The sequence below is a fragment of the Ornithinimicrobium sp. CNJ-824 genome, from assembly GCF_001942405.1.
Taxonomy (GTDB): Bacteria; Actinomycetota; Actinomycetes; order Actinomycetales; family Dermatophilaceae; genus Ornithinicoccus; species Ornithinicoccus kibberensis.
This window is the reverse complement of sequence record NZ_MKKA01000011.1, coordinates 163,490-186,026: the sequence shown is the minus strand read 5'-3', so window position 1 is coordinate 186,026 and position 22,537 is coordinate 163,490. Positions and strand designations below refer to the sequence as shown.

Here is a 22,537-nt window from a genome sequence, read left to right as displayed (position 1 = left end):
GGCGAAGAAGCAGTACGAGGACCAGCTCGGCGAGGCCCGCGCCGAGGCCGCGCGCATCCGCGAGCAGGCCAAGGAGCAGGCGCCAGATCATCGCCGAGATGCGCCAGCAGGCGCAGACCGAGGCGAACCGCATCACCGAGACCGCCCACAAGCAGGTCGAGGCCGAGCGCCAGCAGGCGATGGTCCAGCTGCGGGGCGAGGTCGGTGCGATCTCCACCGCCCTGGCCAGCAAGATCGTCGGCGAGTCGCTGCACGACGAGGCCCGCCAGAGCGGCATCGTGGACCGCTTCCTCGGTGACCTCGAGTCGGGCGCGATCAGCCCGCAGCGCCTCGGGGCGGAGCAGGGACGCTGATGGAGAGCGCCTTCCGCCGGTCCTACCACGAGGCCGACCAGGCCCTCCAGCAGGTGCTGGAGGGCGATCCGGCCCGGGTGGCCGAGGACCTGTGGGCCGTGGCCCGGGTCGTCGACGCCAACCCGACGCTGCGCCGCAACCTGGCCGACCCCTCCCGCGAGGGCGCCGACAAGGCCGCCCTGGCGGAACGGCTGCTGGCCGGCAAGGTCGGCGGGGACGCCCTGTCCGTCGCCCGGGCCACCGTGGCCCAGCGCTGGCCGCGCCAGGGTGACCTGGTGACCGCGCTCGAGCGGCTCGGCGTCGAGGCCATGCTCGCCCAGGCCCAGCGGCACGGCCGGCTGGGGCAGGTCGAGGACGAGCTGTTCCGGTTCGCCCGGATCGTCGAGGGCACCCCCGACCTGCAGGCCGCCCTGGCGGACCGGCGGGCCGACGCGCAGGCGAAGGGGTCCCTGGTGGACCGTCTGCTGGCGGTGCGCAGCTCCCCGGAGACGGTCAGCCTGGCCCGGCAGGCCGTCGCCGGCACGCGGGGCCGCCGCTTCGACCTGGCCGTCGCCTCCTTCCTGGAGCAGGCCGCCGACCGGCAGGACCAGGTCACCGCGACCGTCACCAGCGCGGTGCCGCTGTCCACGCAGCAGCTCGAGCGGCTCACCGCAGCCCTGAGCACCCAGTACGGCCGCCAGGTCCACACGAACGTGGTCATCGACGAGGACGTCGTCGGTGGCATCCGGGTGGAGATCGGCGACGAGGTCATCGACGGGACCGTCAGCCAGCGCCTGGCCGACGCCCGCCGCCAGATGACCAGCTGAGCCACCCCATACCCGCCACGACAGACACCCGGGCCGCGCCAGCGGACGACGACGAGGAGAAGAGACATGACGGAGCTTTCGATCCGTCCGGAGGAGATCCGGGACGCCCTGGACCAGTTCGTCCAGTCCTACGAGCCGAGCGCCGCCTCCCGCGAGGAGGTCGGGCGCGTGGTCGACGCCGGCGACGGCATCGCCCACGTCGAGGGCCTGCCCTCGGTGATGACCAACGAGCTGCTGGAGTTCGAGGACGGCACCCTCGGCCTGGCGCTGAACCTGGACGTCCACGAGGTGGGTGTCATCGTGCTGGGCGACTTCTCCGGGCTGGAGGAGGGGCAGCCGGTGCGCCGCACCGGCGAGGTCCTCTCGGTGCCCGTCGGGGACAACTACCTGGGCCGGGTCGTCAACCCGCTCGGCGTGCCGATCGACGGCCTCGGCGACATCGAGGACGAGGGCCGACGCGCCCTGGAGCTGCAGGCGCCCGGCGTGATGATGCGCAAGTCGGTGCACGAGCCGATGCAGACCGGCATCAAGGCCATCGACTCGATGATCCCGATCGGCCGCGGCCAGCGCCAGCTCATCATCGGCGACCGCCAGACCGGCAAGACCGCCGTGGCGATCGACACGATCCTCAACCAGAAGGCCAACTGGGAGTCCGGCGACCCGGACAAGCAGGTCCGCTGCATCTACGTGGCGATCGGCCAGAAGGGCTCCACCATCGCCGGCGTGCGCGGCACCCTGGAGGAGCAGGGCGCGCTGGAGTACACCACGATCGTGGCGGCCCCCGCCTCGGACGCGGCCGGCTTCAAGTACCTCGCCCCCTACACCGGCTCGGCCATCGGCCAGCACTGGATGTACCAGGGCAAGCACGTCCTCATCGTCTTCGACGACCTGTCCAAGCAGGCCGAAGCCTACCGCGCCGTGTCGCTGCTGCTGCGCCGCCCGCCGGGCCGTGAGGCCTACCCGGGCGACGTCTTCTACCTGCACAGCCGGCTGCTGGAGCGCTGCGCCAAGCTCTCCGACGACCTGGGCGCGGGCTCGATGACCGGCCTGCCGATCATCGAGACCAAGGCCGGTGACGTCTCGGCCTACATCCCGACGAACGTCATCTCGATCACCGACGGCCAGATCTACCTGCAGGCCGACCTGTTCAACTCCAACGTCCGGCCGGCGATCGACGTCGGTGTCTCGGTCTCCCGGGTCGGCGGCGCCGCCCAGATCAAGGCGATGAAGTCGGTCTCGGGCCGCCTCAAGGTCGACCTGGCGCAGTTCCGCGAGATGGAGGCCTTCGCGATGTTCGCCTCCGACCTCGACGCGGCGTCCAAGGCCCAGCTCGAGCGCGGCGCCCGGATGGTGGAGCTGCTCAAGCAGCCGCAGTCCTCGCCGGTCCCGGTGGAGGAGCAGGTGGCGATCATCTGGGCCGGCACCAACGGCCACATCGACTCGGTGCCCGTCTCCGACGTGCGCCGGTTCGAGAACGAGTGGATCGACCACCTGCGCCGCAACCAGCGCGGCCTGCTCGACGGCATCCGCGAGACCGGCAAGCTCGGCGACGACACCGAGGCGACCCTCGTGGAGGCGATGAAGGCCTTCACGCAGGAGTTCAGCCCGGACGACAGCCAGGAGGTCCGCGTGGGCTCGGACGAGGACTTCGACAACGTCGACGCCCTCGAGGACGAGGACGTGGACCAGGAGCAGATCAAGGTCCGTCGCCGCTGACCCCGCGGGGATGCCGTGGGGCGCGCCCCACGGCATACCCGGCCCCGGCCGGCAGGCACGCACCGACCGCAGACGTCACCGACACACGAGAGAGGCGAGATATGGGAGCGCAGCAGCGGGAGTACCGCCAGCGCAGCCGGTCCGTCCAGTCGACCAAGAAGATCACCCGGGCGATGGAGCTCATCGCGGCCTCCCGCGTGGTCAAGGCCCGCCAGCGGGTCGCCGAGACGACGCCCTACGCGAACGCGATCACCCGCGCCGTGTCCGCCGTCGCCAGCTACTCCGACGTCGACCACCCCCTGACCACCGAGCGGGAGGCGGTCCGCCGGGCCGGTGTGCTCATCATCACCAGCGACCGGGGTCTGGCCGGGGCCTACGCGGGCAACGTGCTCAAGCGCAGCGAGCAGCTGCGCGAGCTGCTCGTCGACGACGAGGGCAAGGAGTTCGTCCCCTACCTCTCCGGGCGCAAGGCCGAGGGCTACTACAAGTTCCGCGGGCGCTCCTTCGAGCAGTCCTGGTCCGGCTTCTCCGACGCGCCCACCTTCGAGGTGGCCAAGGAGATCGCCACCCGGCTGACCGAGGACTTCGTGGCGGGCTCGGAGAACGGCGGGGTCGACGAGCTGCACATCGTCTCCACGCGGTTCGTCTCGATGGTCACCCAGGAGGTGCACGTCGTGCGGCTGCTGCCGCTGGAGGTCGTCGAGGACGACAGCCCGGCGACGGAGGAGGACATCTACCCCCTCTACGAGTTCGAGCCCGACGGCGGCGAGGTCCTTGACGCGCTGCTGCCCAAGTACGTCACCTCCCGGATCTGGAACGCGCTGCTGCAGGCGTCCGCGTCCGAGCTGGCTGCCCGCCAGCGGGCGATGAAGTCGGCCACGGACAACGCCGAGGAGCTCATCAAGACCTACACCCGGCTGGCGAACCAGGCCCGCCAGGCCGAGATCACCCAAGAGATCAGCGAAATCGTGGGCGGCGCGAGCGCCCTCGCCGACGCCAAGTGAGAAGGAACCGAAACCATGAGCATGGCTACCACTGAGGCTCCGGCACAGGAGCAGTCGCAGGGCGGCGTCGGTCGTCTGTCCCGGATCATCGGCCCGGTCGTCGACGTCGAGTTCCCGCCCGGGCAGATGCCCGCGCTGTACAACCTGCTCAAGACCGAGGTGACCCTCGGCGGCGAGACGAAGACGATCAACCTCGAGGTCGCCCAGGACATCGGCGACAACATGGTGCGCGCGATCTCGCTGCAGCCCACCGACGGCCTCGTCCGCGGCGCGGCCGTGCAGGACACCGGCGGTCCGATCACCGTGCCCGTGGGCGACGTGACCCTGGGCCACGTGTTCAACGCCACCGGCGACGTGCTCGACCTGCCCGAGGGCGAGACGCTGGAGATCACCGAGCGCTGGGGCATCCACCGCCAGGCGCCGGCCTTCGACCAGCTGGAGTCCAAGACCCAGATGTTCGAGACGGGCATCAAGGTCATCGACCTGCTGACCCCCTACGTGCTGGGCGGCAAGATCGGCCTGTTCGGCGGCGCCGGTGTGGGCAAGACGGTGCTCATCCAGGAGATGATCGCCCGCGTGGCCCGTGACCACGGCGGTGTGTCGGTGTTCGCCGGCGTCGGCGAGCGCACCCGTGAGGGCAACGACCTCATCGTGGAGATGGAGGAGGCCGGCGTCCTCGGGCAGACCGCCCTGGTCTTCGGCCAGATGGACGAGCCGCCGGGCACCCGTCTGCGGGTCGCCCTGTCCGCGCTGACGATGGCGGAGTACTTCCGCGACGTGCAGAAGCAGGACGTGCTGCTGTTCATCGACAACATCTTCCGGTTCACCCAGGCCGGCTCGGAGGTCTCCACGCTGCTGGGCCGGATGCCGTCCGCGGTGGGCTACCAGCCCAACCTGGCCGACGAGATGGGCACGCTGCAGGAGCGGATCACCTCCACCCGTGGTCACTCGATCACCTCGATGCAGGCGATCTACGTCCCGGCCGACGACTACACCGACCCGGCCCCGGCGACGACGTTCGCCCACCTGGACGCGACCACCGAGCTGTCCCGCCCGATCGCCTCGATGGGCATCTACCCGGCCGTGGACCCGCTGACCTCCACCAGCCGGATCCTCGACCCGCGCTACATCACCCGCGAGCACTACGACACGGCCGTGCGGGTGAAGTCGATCCTCCAGCGCTACAAGGAGCTGCAGGACATCATCGCCATCCTCGGGATCGACGAGCTCTCCGAGGAGGACAAGATCCTCGTCGGCCGGGCCCGCCGGATCCAGCGGTTCCTGTCGCAGAACACCTACGTGGCCAAGCAGTTCACCGGCATCGAGGGTTCGACCGTCCCGCTGTCCGAGACGATCGAGGCCTTCACCAAGGTCGCCGACGGCGAGTACGACCACGTGCCCGAGCAGGCCTTCTTCATGTGCGGCGGGCTGGAGGACGTCGAGCGTCAGGCCGCCGAGCTGGAGAAGAACAGCTGAGCTGACGCGCCATACCCCCGTCCGTGGGGGTGGGCGGAGGGGCCGGTGCGGAGACGAGCCGCGCCGGCCCTGCGTCGTCCCGGTCGGGGGACGGGGACGGGCGACCCCGGGCGACGGCCCGGCCGGCCCGACGGGACAATGGGCGGGTGATCACCGTCGACACCCCGGCCCTCGCCGCCGCGCTCCGCGCCCTTCCCGACACCCCCCGGGTCGTCGCCTCCGGCAACCACAGCGTGCCCTGGGAGCTGGTGCGCGTCCTCGACGAGCACGTGGAGCGTTACGTGCTCAACACGCTCAACGGCCCGCCCGGGCTGCCCGAGAGGGACGGCGTCGTGGCCGAGACCAGCTTCGTGGGGGCAGGCCAGCGACGGCACCCGGGGCTGCGCTACGTACCCTCGCGGCTGTCCCTCGTCCCGGTGCTCTTCCGGCGCTCCCTGCCGGTGGACGCGGTGTTCCTGCACTGCTCGCCACCCCGCGACGGGGTGGTCTCGCTCGGCATCGAGGTCAACGTGCTGCCGGCCGCCGTCGAGGCCTGCCGGGAACGGGGCGGACTGGTCGTGGCCCAGGTCAACGACCGGATGCCGTTCACGCACGGCGACGCGCTGGTGCCCGTCGAGCACATCGACCTCGCGCTGGAGGCGAGCAGCCCGCTGCCGACACCTCCGGCCGCGGCCCCGCTGGGGGAGGACGCGCGGGCCATCGGCGAGCGGGTGGCCGCGATGGTGCCCGACGGGGCCACCCTGCAGATGGGCATCGGGGCCGTCCCCGACGCGGTGCTGGCGGCCCTGACGGGCCACCGGGGGCTGCGGCTGTGGACCGAGATGTTCTCCGACGGGGTGCTCGCCCTCGACGCCGCCGGGGCCCTCGACGACGACCACCCGCTGACCACGTCCTTCCTCTTCGGCACCCAGGACCTCTACGACTGGCTCGACGGCAACCGCCGGGTCCACCTGCTGCGCACCGAACGCACCAACGACCCGGCGCTCATCGCCCGGCAGCGGTCCATGACCTCGATCAACACCGCGCTGGAGGTCGATCTCTTCGGGCAGGCCAACGCCTCGCGCATCGACGCCCGGATCCACAGCGGCTTCGGCGGCCAGACCGACTTCATCGTCGGGGCGCTGCACTCCCAGGGCGGCCAGGCGATCATGGCGCTGCGCTCCTGGCACCCCAAGGCCGACGTGTCCACGATCGTGCCGATGGTCGACGAGCCGGTCACCTCCTTCCAGGCCTCGGCGATCGTCACCGAGCAGGGGGTGGCGCCGCTGTTCGGGCACAGCGAGAAGGAGCAGGCGCGGCACCTCATCGAACGGACCGCCCACCCGCGGGTCCGGGACGAGCTGTGGGAGGAGGCCGAGCACCTGGGCCTGGCGTGAGTCCCGGGCAGGCCCGCAGGACCGGTAGACTTGGCAGCACCGACCGCCGTACCCGAGAGGACAGAATCCGTGAGTGAGCTCAAGGTCCAGCTGGTCGCCGCCGACCGCAAGGTCTGGGAGGGCGAGGCCGCGAGCGTCAGCGCGCGCAGCATCGACGGCGAGCTGGGGATCCTGCCGGGCCACACCCCCCTGCTGGGCGTCCTCGTCACCGGGGACGTGCGCATCGTCACCGGCGGCGGTTCGACCGAGACGGTGACCATCGACGGGGGCTTCCTCTCCGTCGACCACGACCGCGTCGTCATCGTCGCCGACAGCGTCGACGCGGGCAGCCTGACCACCGCCGCCACCGCCTGACGCCATGCCGGAGAGCCTCGTCCTGGTGCTCCTGGCCGCCGTCGGCGCGCTGGTGATCCTGGGACTGGGGCTGGTCCTCTTCCACCGGTTCGCCGACCAGGACCTGATCTGTCCGCCGATGCCGACCGCCTACCGACGAGGGTCCGCGGACTGGCGTCGGGGCATGCTCCGCTTCACCGAGGACCGCCTGGCCGTGCGTGGGCCGGGCGGTCTTTCCGACGGTCCGTGGCTGCGGGGGGAGCTGGACCTGGGCGTGGCGACCGCGCTGACCGCCGACGACGCCCACGGTCTGGGTCGCCAGGACCTGATCCAGGTGCCGGTGCGCTACGGGACGGCCACCTTCGAGCTGGCCCTCGACGAGCAGCACTACACCGCGCTGCGGGCCTGGGTCGAGGCCGTCCCGCCCGGCTACCGTCAGTCGCGCGTGGCCTGAGGGCCCCGGCGCCGGCGACGTTCCGGCGCCTCCACCCGACCTCCGCCCGGCCGCCACAGCACGTCCCCCTGGGAGCGGTTGGCCACGCGCGCGAGGATGAAGAGCAGGTCGGAGAGCCGGTTGAGGTACTTCGGCGCCAGCGGGTTGACCCCGCCGATCCCCTTCTCGGCCCCCTCGGGCGCCGGGGCGTCGCCGTGGACGTCCAGGGCGGCCCAGGCCGACCGCTCGGCCCGCCGGGCCACGGTGCGCGCCACGTGCAGGTGGGCCGACCCGGGGGTCCCGCCGGGCAGGATGAAGGAACGGAGGGGCTCCAGCGGCTCGTTGTAGTGGTCGCAGTCGGCCTCGAGCTCCTCGATCCACGGCGCCTGGACCCGCAGCGGCTCCCAGTCGTAGCTGGCCCGCAGGGGCATGGCCAGGTCGGCACCCACGTCGAACAGGTCGTTCTGCACCCGGGTGAGGGTGCGCTGCACGTCGACGGGCAGGCTGGCCCCGGCCAGGGCCACGCCGATGACCGCGTTGGTCTCGTCGGTGTCGGCGTAGGCCACGAGGCGGGGGTCGTTCTTGCCGGTGCGGCCGAGGTCCCCGAGCGCGGTGGTGCCGTCGTCGCCGGTGCGGGTGTAGATCCGGGTGAGGTTGACCATGGACGGCATCGTCCCACGCGGGCCTGCCGGCCGGTGGACCGGTCAGGTGATGAGGGTGGCGGCCTCGCGCCGCGGGTCCGCCGCGGCCTGCAGCTGGCCCTCCCCGGTCCGCAGCGCCGCGCCGACGCCGCCGAAGTACATGACGTGCAACGGGTGCTCGTGGCGCGCCAGCCCGGCGGCGTCCAGGCTCGCGGCGATCATGGCGTCCTGCTCGTGCTCGACCCGGGTGGAACCGTCGTCCAGGCGACGCGGGTGCATCCGGGGGCGGTCGACCGCCGTCTGCAGGTCCTCGCCGTGGCACGCGACGTGCAGGATGACTTGGGCTAGTGCCGTGGTGATGCGGTCCGCCCCCGGCGATCCGATGGCAATTGCAGCTCCGTCCTTACTCCTTCCAGTTGTGGGGGCCATATTCGATGCCAACCGAGTTCCTGGCTGCAGACTGTGCAGGCCCAATCGATTAAGTTCCAATTCCCCGAGCGCGTTATTGGCCATGAGGCCGGTGCCACTGACCGTCATTCCCGAGCAGTAGCCCGCAGAGGCTGTGATGGCACAGGCAAAGCCATGGCTGTCAACTATAGATACGTGGGCTGTCGAGGGGGAGGTGGGCAGACCAGTCGCACCGATCGCATGTAGTGTGTCTAAGAGTTCCGCACCAGCCGCTGCCAGGTCGGCGGCCGTATCTATTCTATCCAGCCGGATGTCCAAGACTTCCTTCATGATTGCGGCGGCCGACGCTGGTGTGATCTCACGTCCCACAGTACTCAACAGTCGCAAGAGCGCTGTCAGGACGGGTCCACCGACAGAGGGAGGTGGGTTGCAGGCGAGGCCCCACTCACCAAGGGCCGTCCGCAGTGCTGGCCTGACCACAGGCTTGTATGCCTGCAGATCCGCTTTTCGTAGGAGTCCGCCGCGTACCCGCATATCGTTATCAATCTTAGAGGCGATGTCGCCGGTGTATACCGTGCGCCAGCCCTCGGCCCCGATCTCCTCTAAGCTTTGAGCCAACACTTCGTCGCATATAATATGGCCCACTTCTGGAGCCATGCCATTAACAGTCAGTAGTGCGCGCGTGTGCGGATCCCACGACATGATGGTGTCGGCAACCAACGCCAGATAACTTTGCGATGTACGGCCCAGAGCAAAACCGCCGCGCGCGACGCCTACTGCTGGCTGAATAAGAAGCGCCCATGGGATGCGACCGAAACGTTCATGCGCCCACCCAAGCCCCGCGAACGTGCCCGGAGTCGCCACAGAACCGGGACCCACGAACGTGACCATTCCGCCCCCGTACTCGGATCTGGACTCGATGAGCCCGGATCCGAAGCGGTCAAGGGGTTGTCCACGCCCAGGCATCTCGACGTTGCCGTCGATGACGACCGGGTCGCCATCCGGAGGCCACACATTGACGTAGCATCCACCCAGGGGTGCCACGACCCCTGGTTCCGTGACCGTCGCGCTCAACATGGCTGCGACCGCAGCATCGACCGCAGAGCCACCCTCCTCCAAGACCTGAGCAGCTGCAAGGGTGGCCTGAGAGTTCGGGGCGGCAATAGAGGCGCGGCGGCGGGTAACCATGAGGCTATCCTGCCCCACATGTGCTGGTGCTCTCCCCTGGGAGTCTTTAGCACATGTAACGTGACAGGCGCGGGGCTGATGGGTGTGGAGGCAACCAGCCAGGTCTGGTCTGGACTCGGGCCACTGGTCAGCGCTCTAGACTGACACGTCGAAGTGCCATGTGTGCCGTGCCGAACATTGGAGGGCGTATGCTGCAATTTGAGTGGCTGATGGTGAGCTCAGCAGTCGGGATAGTCACAGCGACGGGATCGCTCTGGGTGGCGATCCTGGCGTGGCGTACCAGTGTGCACATGCAGAAGCTGGAGCATGAGTCGGCGCTCAAGTCCCCGGCAGTGGACGTTGCGTCCAGGTTCTACTCTCAGGACCTCGCTCGTGTGCGGTTTGAGTTGTATGATATGATTGTGCGAGTCTTTGCTTCGGCTACTGAGCCAAAGTGGGCAGATAGAGCTTTAGCGCGTGACTTCAGAGTGACGCCTGAAGCAACCAGATTTCCAACCCGGTATGAATTGCAGCAATATTGGTCAAGATTTCCTGCGGAAACACCTGAGGCGGAGGCGTGCAGGGAAACGTTCTTAGAAAATTCGGCCGCTCTGACATCGATATTCGACGCTTTCGTGCGGGCACACGAAGAAAACGAAGTCGCGGCGGAATACCTGCAGCGGCGCATGGGACGGATCGTGGCATGGTGGCTTCTAGTTTGGCCGGGGGTGTTCGATCACACAGATGCCTTCTTGCTTAGCCGCTACTTAGAGACCAACAACATTCGTCAATCTGACCCGGCTGACGGGGTCTCTCCCTACACCACCTTCTTTTTTTCCAGGCCCTTATGGTCTTCGGAGCAATGGCGTGGAGCCGTGGAAAACTATCGTCGAATCAGGGACAATAAAGCCCCAGCTGACCCATGGAGGAGTTTCATGAAAATCTCCGGCGAAGAGTCGATCTACGGCCAGTTGGGGGATCCTCTGGCGTACCCCTCGACTTTGAGGACTGGCGCATTCTACGTGGATCACGACCAAGTGTATCAATTGGATTGGAAATGGAGTGATGTTCCTGAGGTTAATGAATTGGCCTCGGGCGGGCCTCTCCGGGACATTTCTGCCAGGGCCGCAGGGGCGGTAGAATCCCTATACGAACGAGTCCCCCAAATAGCCTTCGGTGCGAATCGCGACATCGCCAATCTCGCATGGAAATTCGAAAATTATGCCGAGAAATCTGGTCATGAGGCTGAGCCATTCTTTGTCCTATCGGGGTCGGTCGCTGATGCAGACGTTGTCATGTGTAACATCGGTTACTGGGGATATATCTATGCAGCCTTGCTCACGTCACGAGGGGGAGGGCGTGTCGCTCGTGCCGCCACACTCGGTAATGACGCGCCTGTTGCAGTGCTCTTGCTGACTCCGCGACAGATGGCCATGATGCATACCTCTGAGGGGGTGCCCAAGTCTGGTGAGACCGAACGTCAAGGTGTCAGTTGCGACGTGGCCTTGCTGGAAGCCGAAGTATTTGGGAAGAGGCTCATGTGCCAACAATACGCGCTTCCTTTGCCGTTTCTATCCTTCGATCGCAAGACGCCCATGGGGTTCGCCGCTGTGCCTCATCGCGACACGAGCGTGCGGCGTTGGTCCCAACGGGAGGCCTGGGCGGCGTTGATTGGCCATCCGAAAATCAACGAATTTTTGCAGCCTGCGGAGCGCGGAATCCCAGAATTGATTGCGTTGCTTCGACGAGGAGCGTCGTCGAGGAAAGGTGGAGGTGTGGGCTCTAAGGACCGTTCGCAAGAGGTCTATGATTTCGTCAGAAGGGCAATTATCGAAGAATTGCATCTGCAGGACGACGATGGGAGTGCGCTCCTGCCGACGACAGGCCTGAATGTCCTTTCCCCAGAGCGGGCATGGAGTCCTGCTCCCACCATAGGATCTCAGTTGCCTTGAGTCCCCAGTGCCCTTACCGATTGCCTGTGCCAAGCGTGGTTCTCGTCTCTGCGCAATGTGGACTTAGAGAACCACGTGACTGCGTCTGCAATGAATGCCAAGGGGAGGAATGCTGATAACCCGAGTTAGGCGACCTGCTCTACAGGATGAATTCCCACGCAGTCCACTCGCGGTGAAGGAATCCTAGGTACCTAGAACAGGCGGGAGGCGGCGTCGTCGCGTCCGCGCAGGGCCTCGTAGTCGAGGGTCACGCACCGGATGCCGCGGTCCGTGGCCAGCACGCGGGCCTGGGGGCGGATCTGCTGGGCCGCGAAGACCCCCTGGACGGGGGCGAGGTGGGGGTCGCGGTTGAGCAGCTCCAGGTACCGGCTGAGCTGCTCCACGCCGTCGATGTCGCCCCGGCGCTGATCTCCACGCGACCGTGGCGCCGTCGGCGTCCCGGCACAGGATGTCGACGGGGCCGATCGCCGTGGGGTACTCCCGGCGCAGCAGGGTCCACCCCTCGCCGAGGGTGCCGATGTGCTCGGCCAGCAGCGCCTGCAGCTGGGCCTCGACCCCGTCCTTGACCAGGCCCGGGTCGATCCCGAGGTCGTGCGAGCTGTCGGCGTGGATCTCGTGCAGCCGCACCCGGAGGGTGTCCTCCCGCTTGGCGTGCGAGACCACCCACACCTGCTCGACGCCCTCCTCGCGCTCCAGCTCGTCCGGCTCCACCTGGACCATCGAGCACGGGGGCGCCATCCAGTTCAGCGGCTTGTAGGAGCCGCCGTCGGAGTGCACGAGCACCGACCCGTCGGCCTTGACCATGAGCAGGCGGGTCGCCAGCGGCAGGTGGGCCTCGAGGGCGCCGTGGTAGTCGACGGAGCAGCGGGCGATCACGACACGCACGCGGGCCACCCTAACGCCCGGCGGGGGCCCGACCCCGGCCCGCGGGGCCCCCGGCCGTCTGAGAGGATCGGCCCATGCGCGAGATCAGCACCGTCGGGGTCATCGGACTGGGCACCATGGGTGCCGGCATCGTCGAGGTCTTCGCCCGGGGAGGGCTGCAGGTCGTCGGCGTCGAGACGACCCAGGAGCTCGCCGACCGCGGCCGGGCGATCCTGCAGGCCTCGACCGACCGGGCCGTGAAGAAGGGCCGGCTGGACGAGGCCGGGCAGGCCGAGATCCTCGGGCGGGTGACGATCACCACCCGGATGGCCGACCTGGCCGACGCCGACCTCGTGGTCGAGGCCGTCCCGGAGATCCTCGACCTCAAGCACCGCGTGTTCGGCCAGCTGGACGACATCGTCGGCGAGGACGCGGTCCTGGCCTCCAACACCTCCAGCCTGTCGATCACCTCGATCGCCGCCGGCACCCGTCACCCGGCCCGCGTGGTCGGGATGCACTTCTTCAACCCGGCGCCCGTCCTCAAGCTCGTCGAGATCATCACCACCCTGCGCACCGACGAGGACGTGACCGCCGCGGTGGTGGCGCTCGCCGGGCGGATCGGCAAGAAGCCCGTCGTCGTGGGGGACCGGGCCGGGTTCGTGGCCAACTACCTCCTCTTCGGCTACTTCGTCTCGGCCCTGAAGATGCTCGAGCAGGGCCACGTCAGCCGGGAGGACCTGGACACCGCCATGCGCGTGGGTGCCGGTCTGCCGATGGGCCCCTGCACGCTGATGGACCTCGTCGGGCTGGACGTGTGCCACCACATCGGCGAGGTCATCTACGCCCACAGCCGCAGCCCCATGCACGCGCCGAGCACGCTGCTCGAGCGGATGGTCACCGCCGGGCTGCTGGGCCGCAAGAGCGGCCGCGGCTTCTACACCTACGCCGCGCCGGGCAGCGGGCAGGTCGTCGAGGACGAGCAGACCCCGTCCGCGGCCGCGGCGACGGACCTGTCCGCCGTCGGGGTCGTGGGCACGGGCGAGCTGGCCGACGAGCTCGTCTCGCGACTCCAGGACGGCGGGTATGCGGTCACCCGCGTGGAGGACCCCGCCGACCGGGCGGAGCTCGCCCGGCTCGCGGACGTCGGCCTCGTCGTCGAGGCCCAGGCACCCGCCCCGCCGCCGGGCGAGGAGGAGCTGGCCGACGCCCAGGCCTGGGTGGAGGCGACGGGCGAGGACCTGTGGGAGGCCCTGGGCGAGGTCGTCGGCCCCGGCACGGTGCTGACCACGGTCAACCCCGAGGCGGCCGTCGCCGTCGGCGCCCTGTCCGGGCGGCCGGAGAAGGTGGCCGTGCTCCAGGTCCACGCCCCCACCGGCAACGGCCAGGTGGTCGAGATCGGCCGGTCCTCGGCGACCGACGACGCCACGGTCGCCCTGCTGCGCGAGGTCGTCACCCGGATCGGTGCCGAGCCGGTCGTCTGCCGCGACCGGTCGGGCATGGTCGTGGACGCCCTGCTCGTGCCGCACCTCAACGACGCGGTCCGGATGCTCGACGAGGGCTATGCGGGCGTGGCCGACATCGACACCGCCCTCCAGCACGGCCTGGGCTACCCGACGGGGCCGTTCGCGATGATCGACCAGATCGGGGCGGACGAGGTGCTCGCGGTCTGCGAGGAGCTCTCGGCCGGCGGCACCGGGCTCCCGGCGGACGCCCTGCGCCCGTCCCCGCTGCTCCTGGAGCACGTCCTGCTGGACCGCCCCTTCACCTCCTGACGGGCCGACCGTGGCTCCCCGGTCCAACCGTCCTCGGCGCCGGGGACGGCCGGTCCCCGGGCGTGCGGGCGCGCCCGCACCCGGGCCCCGGGGCCCGACGGTCGTGGAGGTCGCCTGGGCGGGCCAGGTGTGGGCCGTCCGGCAGGTCGGGCCGACCGGCACCGGCCGGGTCTACCGCTGCCCCGGCTGCCAGCACGAGGTCGGCGCCGACGTGGCCCACACCGTGGTCTGGCCGGTGGACGGGATGCAGCAGCTGGACAACCGCCGGCACTGGCACACGGTGTGCTGGTCGGCCCGGGAGCGTCGGCGCCCGGGCGGGTCGTTCGCCTGACCGTCGTCGTCAGGTGCGCTGCTGCCGGGGGACGATCACCTCGTGGTAGAGCAGGAGCAGGCCCGCCGCCACGGGGATGGCGATGAGCGCGCCGAGCACCCCGAGGAGGGTGCCGCCGACCAGGACCGCCACGACGGTCACCGCGCCGGGCACGGACACCGTCCGCCGCATGATGTTGGGCACGATGACGTAGTTCTCCACCTGCTGGTACACCACGTAGTAGACGATGACCACGAGCACCGTCGTGGGGGAGACGGTCAGCGCCACGAGCCCGACGATGATGGCGCCCAGGGTGGCGCCGATCATGGGGATGAGGCCCAGCAGCCCGACGAGCACCGCGAGGACGGCCGGGTAGGGGATCCCCATGATCTGCATCATGACCCAGGAGCAGGCGGCGTTGATCGTGGCCACCGCGCTCTGCCCCAGGGCGTACCCGCCGACCCGCCGCATGATCTCCTCCGCCAGGCCGACGACCCGGGGACGACGGCTGCTGGGCACGAGGAGGAAGGCGGCCTCCTTGACGGTGGGCAGGGTGGCGAGCAGGTACAGCGTGAGGATCACCGAGGTCAGCAGACCCACGAGGCTGCCGGCGACCCAGCCGGCCGCCCCCAGCACGCCGCCGAAGACGGTGGAGATGGTGCGCCCGTCCGTGGCCAGGCGGTCGGCCTCCTCGGTGAGCCGTCCGGAGAGGTCGTAGCGGGCGTCCAGGTCGCCAGCCAGGCTGGCCGCCGAGGTTCTGCAGGTAGGAGGGGAACTTCTCCACCAGGGCCCCGGCCTGCGCCACGATGGGGGGGACGACGAGCAGACCGACGACGGTGACCACCGCCACCAGGCCCAGGAACACGACGAGGACCGCAGGCCCCCTCGTGAACCCTCTCCGGGTGAGCCACTGCACGACCGGGTCGAGCGCGAGGGTGACGAACAGGGCCACGAGCAGGAAGGTGAACACGGAGGTCAGCCGGGTCAGGTTCTGCACGAGCAGCCAGGCGAGCAGGGCGCCCAGGGCGAAGGTGAACCCGACGTAGAACGGGGAGGCGAGCGACCAGCTGCGACCGGCCCGGGGGTCCTGGTCCGCGGTGCCGGGGGCCGAGGCGTCGACCGCCCCCGGCGGCGGGACGCCGGGGACCACCGTCACGGGGGCGGCCACCTGGTCGCGCAGCTCCTGCTGGAGCCGGTTGCTCTCGGCGAGGAGGGTCAGCTGGCGCTCGCGGTAGTCCTGCCAGCGGCGCACGGCGCGCCGTCCGGCCCGGGGGACGTGGTGGGGGCGCAGCCGGCGCAGCATCCGGCGGCCGCGGACCAGCCTCGTGCTGCCTCGGCTCACCCGGCAGGCTCCACCAGCTCGACGAGCACCCCGCCGGCGTCCTTGGGGTGGATGAAGTTGATCCGCGACCCCGCGGTGCCCAGCCGGGGCTCGTCGTAGAGCAGCCGCAGCCCGCGCTCCCGCAGGAGCACGCAGACGGCGTCGACGTCGGCCACCCGGTAGGCCAGCTGCTGCAGGCCCGGCCCGGACCGGTCGAGGAACCTCGCGATCGTCGAGTCCGGACCGGTCGGGGCCAGCAGCTGGATCATCGTGGGCGGCGCGCCGCCGCCGGTGTCGGCCGGGCCGACCGCCACCATCGCCTCCCGCACCCCCTGCTCGGGGTTGGTCTCCTCGTGCACGACCCGGTTGCCCAGGACCTCCTGGTGGAAGGTGATCGCGGCGTCCAGGTCGGGCACGGCGATGCCCACGTGGTCGATCGCGAGGAGGAACGGACCGAGCACGCTCTGCGCCGAGGGGTCCTGCGGGCCGGGGGTAGCGCTCATGACCACAGACTAGGCCCGGTGCCCGACACGGGTGGGGACGGGCGGCATACTCCCACCCCATGGACTCTCTCCTCATCCGCGGGGTGCGTGTCGTGCCGCTCGACGGAACGGCGCCCGACCCGTCCGGCACGCCCGTCGACGTCCTCGTCGAGGACGGAACGGTGACCGAGGTCGCCCCGACCCTGCCCCGGCCGCCCGGCGGGGAGCAGCTGGAGGGCGGCGGGCGGTGGGTCCTGCCGGGGCTGTGGGACCACCACGTCCACGTGCGCCAGTGGGGCCTCGTGCGCAGCCGGCTCGACCTGTCGGGCGCCCGGGACGCGGACGAGGCCGTCGACCTGGTGCGGCGGCGGCTGGCGGAGGGGAACCTGCCGACGAGCGGGGTGCTCACCGGGTGGGGGCACCGACCCGCGACCTGGGGGCGCGACCCCTCGACGGCGGACCTGGACGCGGTCGCCCCCGACGTCCCCGTCGTCCTCATCAGCGGGGACGGCCACCACGGGTGGCTCAACTCGCGGGCCATGGACCTGCTCGGTGCGCCCCGGCGCGACGGCGTCATCGCCGAGGCCGAGTGGTTCGCCGTCTACGAACGCCTCGGCGGACTGCCCGGCGCCCACGACGAGGCGGAGGCCGGGGTGGCCCTGGCGCTGGCGGACGCCGTCGCCCTGGGGGTCGTCGGCATCACCGACCTGGAGTTCGGCCGGCCCTGGGCGCACTGGCGCGACCGGGTGGCCGAGCACCTGCCGGCCCTGCGGGCCCGCGTGGGGGTCTATCCCGAGGGCCTGGAGGAGGTCCTGGCCGCAGGGGTGCGGACGGGCGACACGATCCGTGCCACCGACGGGCTGGTCACCATGGGTCCGCTGAAGATCATCAGCGACGGGTCGTTGAACACCCGGACGGCCTGGTGCTGCCAGCCCTACGCCGACGGGGCCAGCCTGGCCGAGCCGGCCGGGGCGCCCAACCTCGGCGGCGAGGAGCTGGTGGACCTGCTGGCCACCGCGCGCAGGGCCGGGCTGGAGGTGGCCCTGCACGCCATCGGGGACGCCGCCGTCCACCAGGCGCTGACGGCCTTCGGCCGGACCGGGGCCAGGGGCGGGATCGAGCACGCCCAGCTGGTCGCGGTCGAGGACCTGGACCGGTGGCGCCGGCTGCCCGTGCGGGCCAGCGTCCAGCCGGCCCACCTGCTCGACGACCGGGTCGTGACCGAGCAGTGCTGGCCCGACCGCACCGACCGGACGTTCACGCTGCGCAGCTTCCTCGACCGCGGCATCGAGGTGGTCCTCGGCTCCGACGCCCCGGTCTCGCCCCTGGACCCCTGGCTGGCCGCGGCGGCCGCCGTGCACCGCGGTCCCCTCGACGGCGAGAACTGGCACCCGGAGCAGGCGCTCACCCCGGTCGAGGCCCTCGCGGCCTCCGTGGACGGACGACGGGTGCGGGCCGGCGCCCCCGGGGACCTGGTGCTCCTGGAGGACGACCCGCTCGGGGCGCCCGGGGCGACCTCGCCCGAGCAGGCGCGTCGGCTGCGGGCGACGAGGGTCTCGGCGACGGTCGTGGCCGGGACCCTGATCCACGGGGGCTGAGGACCCGGCCGGGGCCCGCCGGGAGCGTCCGGTCGGCGCACTACAGTGGGAGGCAGCACCGCTTCCACCACCGACGCCGGAGGTCCTTCCCGATGAGCACGTCCGCCCCCACCACGTCCGTCCTCGTCGCCGGGGCCCGCACCCCGATGGGCCGCCTGCTCGGCTCGCTCTCGGGGTTCAGCGGGGCCGAGCTCGGCGGGTTCGCGATCGAGGGGGCCCTGGAGAAGGCCGGGGTCTCCGGCGACCAGGTCGACTACGTGATCATGGGCCAGGTGCTCACCGCCGGTGCCGGCCAGATCCCGGCCCGGCAGGCCGCCGTGAAGGCGGGCATCCCCATGGACGTGCCCGCCCTCACCGTCAACAAGGTGTGCCTCTCCGGGATCGACGCCATCGCCCTGGCCGACCAGCTGATCCGCGCCGGCGAGGTCGAGGTGGTCGTCGCCGGCGGTCAGGAGTCGATGTCCAACGCCCCGCACCTGCTGGAGAAGTCCCGCAGCGGCTACAAGTACGGCGACGTCACCGTGCGCGACCACATGGCCTACGACGGCCTCTGGGACGCCTTCACCGACCAGGCCATGGGCAACCTCACCGAGGGGGCCAACTGCGGGTCGGCGGAGTTCACCCGCGAGGAGCAGGACGCCTTCGCCGCGCGCAGCCACCAGCTCGCCGCGAGCGTGGGAGGAGGGCCGCTTCGACGAGGAGGTCGTGACGGTGCAGATCCCGCAGCGCAAGGGCGACCCGGTCGCCTTCAAGACCGACGAGGGGATCCGGGCCGACACGACGGTCGAGTCGCTCTCCCGGCTGCGCCCGGCCTTCAGCAAGGACGGGACGATCACCGCCGGGTCGGCGTCGCAGATCTCCGACGGCGCCGCCGCGGTGGTCGTCATGAGCAAGGAGAAGGCCCAGGAGCTCGGCCTGAGCTGGATCGCCGAGATCGGCGCCCACGGCATGGTGGCCGGCCCGGACTCGACCCTGCAGAGCCAGCCCGCGCGCGCGATCGCCAAGGCCTGCGCGAAGGAGGGCCTGGCCCCCACCGACCTGGACCTCGTCGAGATCAACGAGGCCTTCGCCGCCGTCGGGCTGGCCGCCTCCAAGGAGCTGGGCCTGGACCCGGACAAGGTCAACGTCAACGGCGGGGCCATCGCGATGGGCCACCCGATCGGCATGTCCGGCGCGCGCATCCTCCTCCACCTGGCCCTCGAGCTGCAGCGCCGCGGTGGAGGGGTGGGCGCCGCCGCCCTGTGCGGCGGCGGGGGCCAGGGCGACGCCCTCATCGTCCGGGTGCCGGCGCAGCAGGCCTGACGTCCGCAGAGGGTATGCGGTGCACCCGGGCCGGGTGCACCGCATACCCTCTGCGACGCTGGTCCCATGCGATCGAGACGGAAGGTCGACGTCCCCGCCCTGGTCGAGCAGGCCCGGGCGGGCAGCCCGCGTGCCCTGGGCCGGCTGCTCACCCTGGTGGAGAACGGCGACCCGGCCCTGCGGGAGGCGATGGCCGCCCTGGCCCCGCACGCCTCGGGGGCCCGCACGATCGGGCTGACGGGAAGCCCCGGGGTGGGCAAGTCGACCTCGACCGGGATGCTCGTGCGGGCCCTGCGGGACCGGGACCTGCGGGTGGCCGTGCTGGCGGTCGACCCCTCCAGCCCGTTCTCCGGAGGAGCGCTGCTGGGCGACCGGATCCGGCTGGTGGACCACGCCCTGGACGAGGGCGTCTACATCCGGTCGATGGCCTCGCGGGGCCACCTCGGCGGGCTGGCGCGGGCGACGCCGCAGGCGCTGCGGGTGCTCGACGCGGCCGGCTACGACGTGGTCCTCGTCGAGACCGTCGGGGTCGGCCAGAGCGAGGTCGAGGTCGCCGGTCTGGCCGACACCACCCTCGTGCTGCTGGCGCCCGGGATGGGCGACGGGGTGCAGGCCGCCAAGGCGGGGATCCTGGAGATCGGGGACGTCTTCGTCGTCAACAAGGCCGACCGGGACGGGGCCGACGCCACCGTCCGGGAGCTGCGCCACATGATCTCCCTCGGCGACCGCACCGAGCCCCACCTGTGGCGGCCGCCCGTGGTGAAGACGGTCGCGGACCGCGGCGAGGGGGTCGAGGAGCTCATGGCGGCCCTCGACAAGCACTGGTCGTGGCTGGGGGAGCACGGCGAGCTGGAGCGCCGCCGCCGCGAGCGGGCGGCCCGCGAGGTCGAGGCCCTGGCGCTGGCCCGGCTGCGGGAACGGCTGGGGGACGAGCACGGTGGAGGGATCCTGGCGACGGCCGTCGGCGAGGTGCTGGCCGGCCGGCTCGACCCTACGCGGCGGCGGACACGGTCGTCGAGCAGACCCTCGGCCGCTGACCCCGGGGGTGCCGGGCGGCCTCGGTACGGTGGGGCCATGGCTCTCTTCGCGTTCTCCGTCGCCCCGTCCGTGGCCGCCGACGGCTCCGGGTCGGTCAGCGAGGCCGTCGCCGACGCCGTCCGGGTGGTCCGCGAGTCCGGTCTGCCCTACGAGCTCACCTCGATGTTCACCACCGTCGAGGGGGAGTGGGACGAGGTGATGCCGGTGGTCCGGGCAGCCTGCGACGCCGTCGCGGCCCACGGCCCGCGCGTCTCGCTCGTGCTCAAGGCCGACCTGCGTCCGGGGCGCACGGACCAGCTGCGCAGCAAGGTGGAGCGCGTCCGAACCCACCTGGCGGAGGACCCCCGGTGAGCGCACCCGGGGAGCCCGACCCGGCGGCATACCTGCTGCGGGACCCGGTCATGGCGGACGTCGAGCCGTTCGCGCAGCTGCACGCCCGCGTCTGGCAGGAGACCTACCGCGGGCTCATGGACGACGAGGTCGTCGACGGGCTGTCGGCGGACACCTTCCGGCCGCTGTGGTACTCCGTGGCCCAGGCCTACGCCCGCGACGCCGTCCCCGCGGACGGGCGCCGTATCAGGGTGGCGGTGTTCGGCGACGATCCCGCGGGCTGGCTCATGTGCGGCCCGGCGCGCGACGAGGACGCACCGACGCCCGACCAGCTGTGGGCGCTCAACGTGGCGCCCGGGCACCAGGGCAGGGGCCTGGGCGCCCGGCTCATGGCCGAGGTGCTCGGGCCGGGCCCGGCCTACCTGTGGCTGGCCGAGGGCAACGACCGGGCGGTCCGGTTCTACCGGCGTCACGGGTTCGAGCTCGACGGGGCGGTGTCGGACGACCGCCACGCGGGCGTCCGGGAGGCGCGGATGGTGCGTCGGGGCTGATCAGCCCAGCACCCCGGTCAGGCTGAGCAGGAAGAGCACGGCGAACCCGGCGAGGAAGGCCAGGCCCGCCCACGAGAGCGCGCGCAGGCCGGGGGAGAGCCGGTGCTCGTGCCGCACGAGGGAGAAGTTCAGCCAGGCGAACACCGGGGCCGTGAGGAAGGCGCTGATCATCGCGAACCGCAGCATGCCCGCCAGCTGGGCGCTCATGAAGATGACGATGACCAGGCCGACGACGGCGATGAGGGTGATCCAGGTGTCCTTGGCCCGGCGGCTCATCCGCGGCTGCCCCCGGAGCAGGCGCAGCGACTCGGCGCACGCGCGGCCGTAGCCGTCGACCACGCTGATGATCGTCCCGAACATCGTCACGAACGCGACCACCGCCATGAGGGGGACGGCCCACTGCCCGATGGCCTCGCCGTACATGCCCATGAGCTGCGGGATGTAGGCGCCGCCGGCCATCTCCAGCTCCTCCCCGCTGCCGTACTGGACGAAGACGCCCAGGGCCAGGAAGAACAGGGCCAGGATCCCGGACACCACGTAGCCGGTGGTGAAGTCGAACAGGATCCCGTCCCGGGACAGGCGGCGGTCCTGCGCCTTGGCCTTGACCCACAGCGAGTTGAGCGCGCTGATCTCCACCGGGGCGGGCATCCAGCCGACGAGGGCGACGAGGAAGGGCAGGGTGGCCAGCGTCCACGGCGAGGGGTCCACGAAGCCGGCCTCCCGCACCGGGGTGCGTCCCGCGGCCATGACCACCGCCACGACGGTGCCCAGGGCCAGCGTGACCACGATGACCTTGGTGACGCCGTCGAGCGCCTTGTAGTGGCCGCCGACCAGCAGCAACCAGGTGAGCCCCATGAGGGCGGCCGCGAGCACGGGCACCCCCAGCCCCCAGGAGGAGGGCAGGATCCACGCGAGGATCACCGTCCCGAGGAGGGTGACGCCGGCGGTGGAGATGACCGACGACAGCGCGGACAGCACGAAGAAGACGAGCAGGTAGGGCCGGCCCTTGCGGGCATACCCCTCGACGAGGCTCAGCCCGGTCTCGGCGGTGTACTCCGGACCGAACCGGAAGAAGGGGTACTTCAGCACGAGGGCGAGCACGATGACCAGCCCCAGCTGCCAGCCGAAGAGCGCCCCCGCCTGGGTCGAGGAGACCAGGTGCGAGGCCCCGATCGCGGCCGAGGCCGCGAGCAGGCCGGGTCCGAGGGCGGCCAGCCGGGAGGCCCACGGGCGGTCGGTGTCGGCGGTGGCGGCGCTGGTCGACATGCCCAGGAAGACTACTGCCGTCCGGTGTCGTCGTCGCG

The 22,537-nt window shown here is 71.0% G+C and carries 19 protein-coding genes and 4 pseudogenes; 16 read left to right on the top strand and 7 right to left on the bottom strand.

What is annotated here, in order from left to right:
• Positions 1-98 precede the first annotated feature (98 nt).
• From BJF81_RS21340 to BJF81_RS05205, 8 genes are all read left to right on the top strand, one after another.
• Positions 99-353 carry a F0F1 ATP synthase subunit B family protein gene (locus BJF81_RS21340; RefSeq protein ID WP_446740539.1) on the top strand — a complete coding sequence of 85 codons (255 nt, stop codon included), beginning with the start codon at positions 99-101 and terminating at the stop codon, positions 351-353.
• Positions 353-1,159, top strand: coding sequence for a F0F1 ATP synthase subunit delta (locus BJF81_RS05235; RefSeq protein WP_075957432.1), 807 nt, complete (start codon positions 353-355; stop codon positions 1,157-1,159). The genes BJF81_RS21340 and BJF81_RS05235 overlap by 1 nt, the downstream gene beginning before the upstream one ends.
• 66 nt (positions 1,160-1,225) lie before the next feature.
• Entirely contained in the window at positions 1,226-2,875 is a 1,650-nt protein-coding gene (gene atpA, locus BJF81_RS05230; RefSeq protein WP_075957431.1) for a F0F1 ATP synthase subunit alpha, read from the top strand.
• A 101-nt stretch (positions 2,876-2,976) separates the two neighbouring features.
• Positions 2,977-3,879 carry a F0F1 ATP synthase subunit gamma gene (locus BJF81_RS05225; RefSeq protein WP_075957430.1) on the top strand — a complete coding sequence of 301 codons (903 nt, stop codon included), beginning with the start codon at positions 2,977-2,979 and terminating at the stop codon, positions 3,877-3,879.
• A 21-nt stretch (positions 3,880-3,900) separates the two neighbouring features.
• Positions 3,901-5,355, top strand: a complete 1,455-nt coding sequence (gene atpD / locus BJF81_RS05220; protein WP_446740538.1) for a F0F1 ATP synthase subunit beta — start codon at positions 3,901-3,903, stop codon at positions 5,353-5,355.
• Between the two features lie 146 nt (positions 5,356-5,501).
• The gene (locus tag BJF81_RS05215) at positions 5,502-6,731 is read left to right on the top strand and encodes an acetyl-CoA hydrolase/transferase family protein (RefSeq protein ID WP_075957428.1); all 1,230 of its coding nucleotides are present in this window, start codon (positions 5,502-5,504) and stop codon (positions 6,729-6,731) included.
• Between the two features lie 69 nt (positions 6,732-6,800).
• A complete protein-coding gene (locus BJF81_RS05210) occupies positions 6,801-7,085 on the top strand; it encodes a F0F1 ATP synthase subunit epsilon (RefSeq protein ID WP_075957427.1) in 285 nt (94 codons plus the stop codon).
• Between the two features lie 4 nt (positions 7,086-7,089).
• Positions 7,090-7,518 carry a DUF2550 family protein gene (locus BJF81_RS05205; RefSeq protein WP_075957426.1) on the top strand — a complete coding sequence of 143 codons (429 nt, stop codon included), beginning with the start codon at positions 7,090-7,092 and terminating at the stop codon, positions 7,516-7,518.
• Here the strand turns inward: BJF81_RS05205 and BJF81_RS05200 are convergent.
• Positions 7,500-8,159 (bottom strand): cob(I)yrinic acid a,c-diamide adenosyltransferase, encoded by a 660-nt coding sequence (locus tag BJF81_RS05200; protein WP_075957424.1) that lies wholly within the window; start codon positions 8,157-8,159, stop codon positions 7,500-7,502. The two genes, BJF81_RS05205 and BJF81_RS05200, sit on opposite strands and share 19 nt — an antisense overlap.
• Positions 8,160-8,201: 42 nt before the next feature.
• A complete protein-coding gene (locus BJF81_RS05195) occupies positions 8,202-9,734 on the bottom strand; it encodes a gamma-glutamyltransferase (RefSeq protein WP_075957422.1) in 1,533 nt (510 codons plus the stop codon).
• Between the two features lie 290 nt (positions 9,735-10,024).
• Between BJF81_RS05195 and BJF81_RS17280 the strand changes: the two genes are divergently transcribed.
• Positions 10,025-11,665: a hypothetical protein gene (locus BJF81_RS17280; RefSeq protein ID WP_143780679.1), complete on the top strand. Its 1,641-nt coding sequence runs from the start codon at positions 10,025-10,027 to the stop codon at positions 11,663-11,665.
• 191 nt (positions 11,666-11,856) lie between these two features.
• Here BJF81_RS17280 and nucS read toward each other — a convergent pair.
• Positions 11,857-12,550, bottom strand: a pseudogene (gene nucS / locus BJF81_RS05190) (endonuclease NucS).
• Positions 12,551-12,624: 74 nt separating this feature from the next.
• Here nucS and BJF81_RS05185 point away from each other — a divergent pair.
• On the top strand, positions 12,625-14,301 hold the full coding sequence (locus BJF81_RS05185; protein ID WP_075957420.1) for a 3-hydroxyacyl-CoA dehydrogenase family protein: 1,677 nt from the start codon (positions 12,625-12,627) through the stop codon (positions 14,299-14,301).
• A gap of 103 nt (positions 14,302-14,404) precedes the next feature.
• Entirely contained in the window at positions 14,405-14,632 is a 228-nt protein-coding gene (locus BJF81_RS05180) for a hypothetical protein (RefSeq protein ID WP_202817429.1), read from the top strand.
• Positions 14,633-14,641: 9 nt separating this feature from the next.
• Here BJF81_RS05180 and BJF81_RS20260 read toward each other — a convergent pair whose 3' ends face one another.
• From BJF81_RS20260 to mce, 3 genes and pseudogenes are all read right to left on the bottom strand, one after another.
• Positions 14,642-15,247 (bottom strand): AI-2E family transporter, encoded by a 606-nt coding sequence (locus BJF81_RS20260; RefSeq protein ID WP_158068616.1) that lies wholly within the window; start codon positions 15,245-15,247, stop codon positions 14,642-14,644.
• 175 nt (positions 15,248-15,422) lie between these two features.
• A pseudogene (locus BJF81_RS21335) lies at positions 15,423-15,914 on the bottom strand (AI-2E family transporter); the annotation flags it as partial.
• A gap of 35 nt (positions 15,915-15,949) precedes the next feature.
• On the bottom strand, positions 15,950-16,435 hold the full coding sequence (mce, locus tag BJF81_RS05170) for a methylmalonyl-CoA epimerase (protein ID WP_075957417.1): 486 nt from the start codon (positions 16,433-16,435) through the stop codon (positions 15,950-15,952).
• Between the two features lie 59 nt (positions 16,436-16,494).
• On the opposite strand from mce, the gene BJF81_RS05165 reads away from it, so the two are divergent.
• The 5 genes and pseudogenes from BJF81_RS05165 (at position 16,495) to BJF81_RS05145 (ending at position 21,233) form a co-directional block, all read left to right on the top strand.
• Entirely contained in the window at positions 16,495-18,012 is a 1,518-nt protein-coding gene (locus BJF81_RS05165; RefSeq protein WP_075957416.1) for an amidohydrolase, read from the top strand.
• 92 nt (positions 18,013-18,104) lie between these two features.
• Positions 18,105-19,314, top strand: a pseudogene (locus BJF81_RS05160) (acetyl-CoA C-acetyltransferase).
• Between the two features lie 66 nt (positions 19,315-19,380).
• Positions 19,381-20,247, top strand: a pseudogene (gene meaB / locus BJF81_RS05155) (methylmalonyl Co-A mutase-associated GTPase MeaB); the annotation flags it as partial.
• 141 nt (positions 20,248-20,388) lie between these two features.
• Positions 20,389-20,703: an MTH1187 family thiamine-binding protein gene (locus BJF81_RS18525; RefSeq protein WP_075957414.1), complete on the top strand. Its 315-nt coding sequence runs from the start codon at positions 20,389-20,391 to the stop codon at positions 20,701-20,703.
• Positions 20,700-21,233 carry a GNAT family N-acetyltransferase gene (locus BJF81_RS05145; protein ID WP_083664006.1) on the top strand — a complete coding sequence of 178 codons (534 nt, stop codon included), beginning with the start codon at positions 20,700-20,702 and terminating at the stop codon, positions 21,231-21,233. The genes BJF81_RS18525 and BJF81_RS05145 overlap by 4 nt, the downstream gene beginning before the upstream one ends.
• Here BJF81_RS05145 and BJF81_RS05140 read toward each other — a convergent pair whose 3' ends face one another.
• Entirely contained in the window at positions 21,234-22,499 is a 1,266-nt protein-coding gene (locus BJF81_RS05140) for an NRAMP family divalent metal transporter (RefSeq protein WP_075957413.1), read from the bottom strand.
• Between the last annotated feature and the right edge of the window lie 38 nt (positions 22,500-22,537).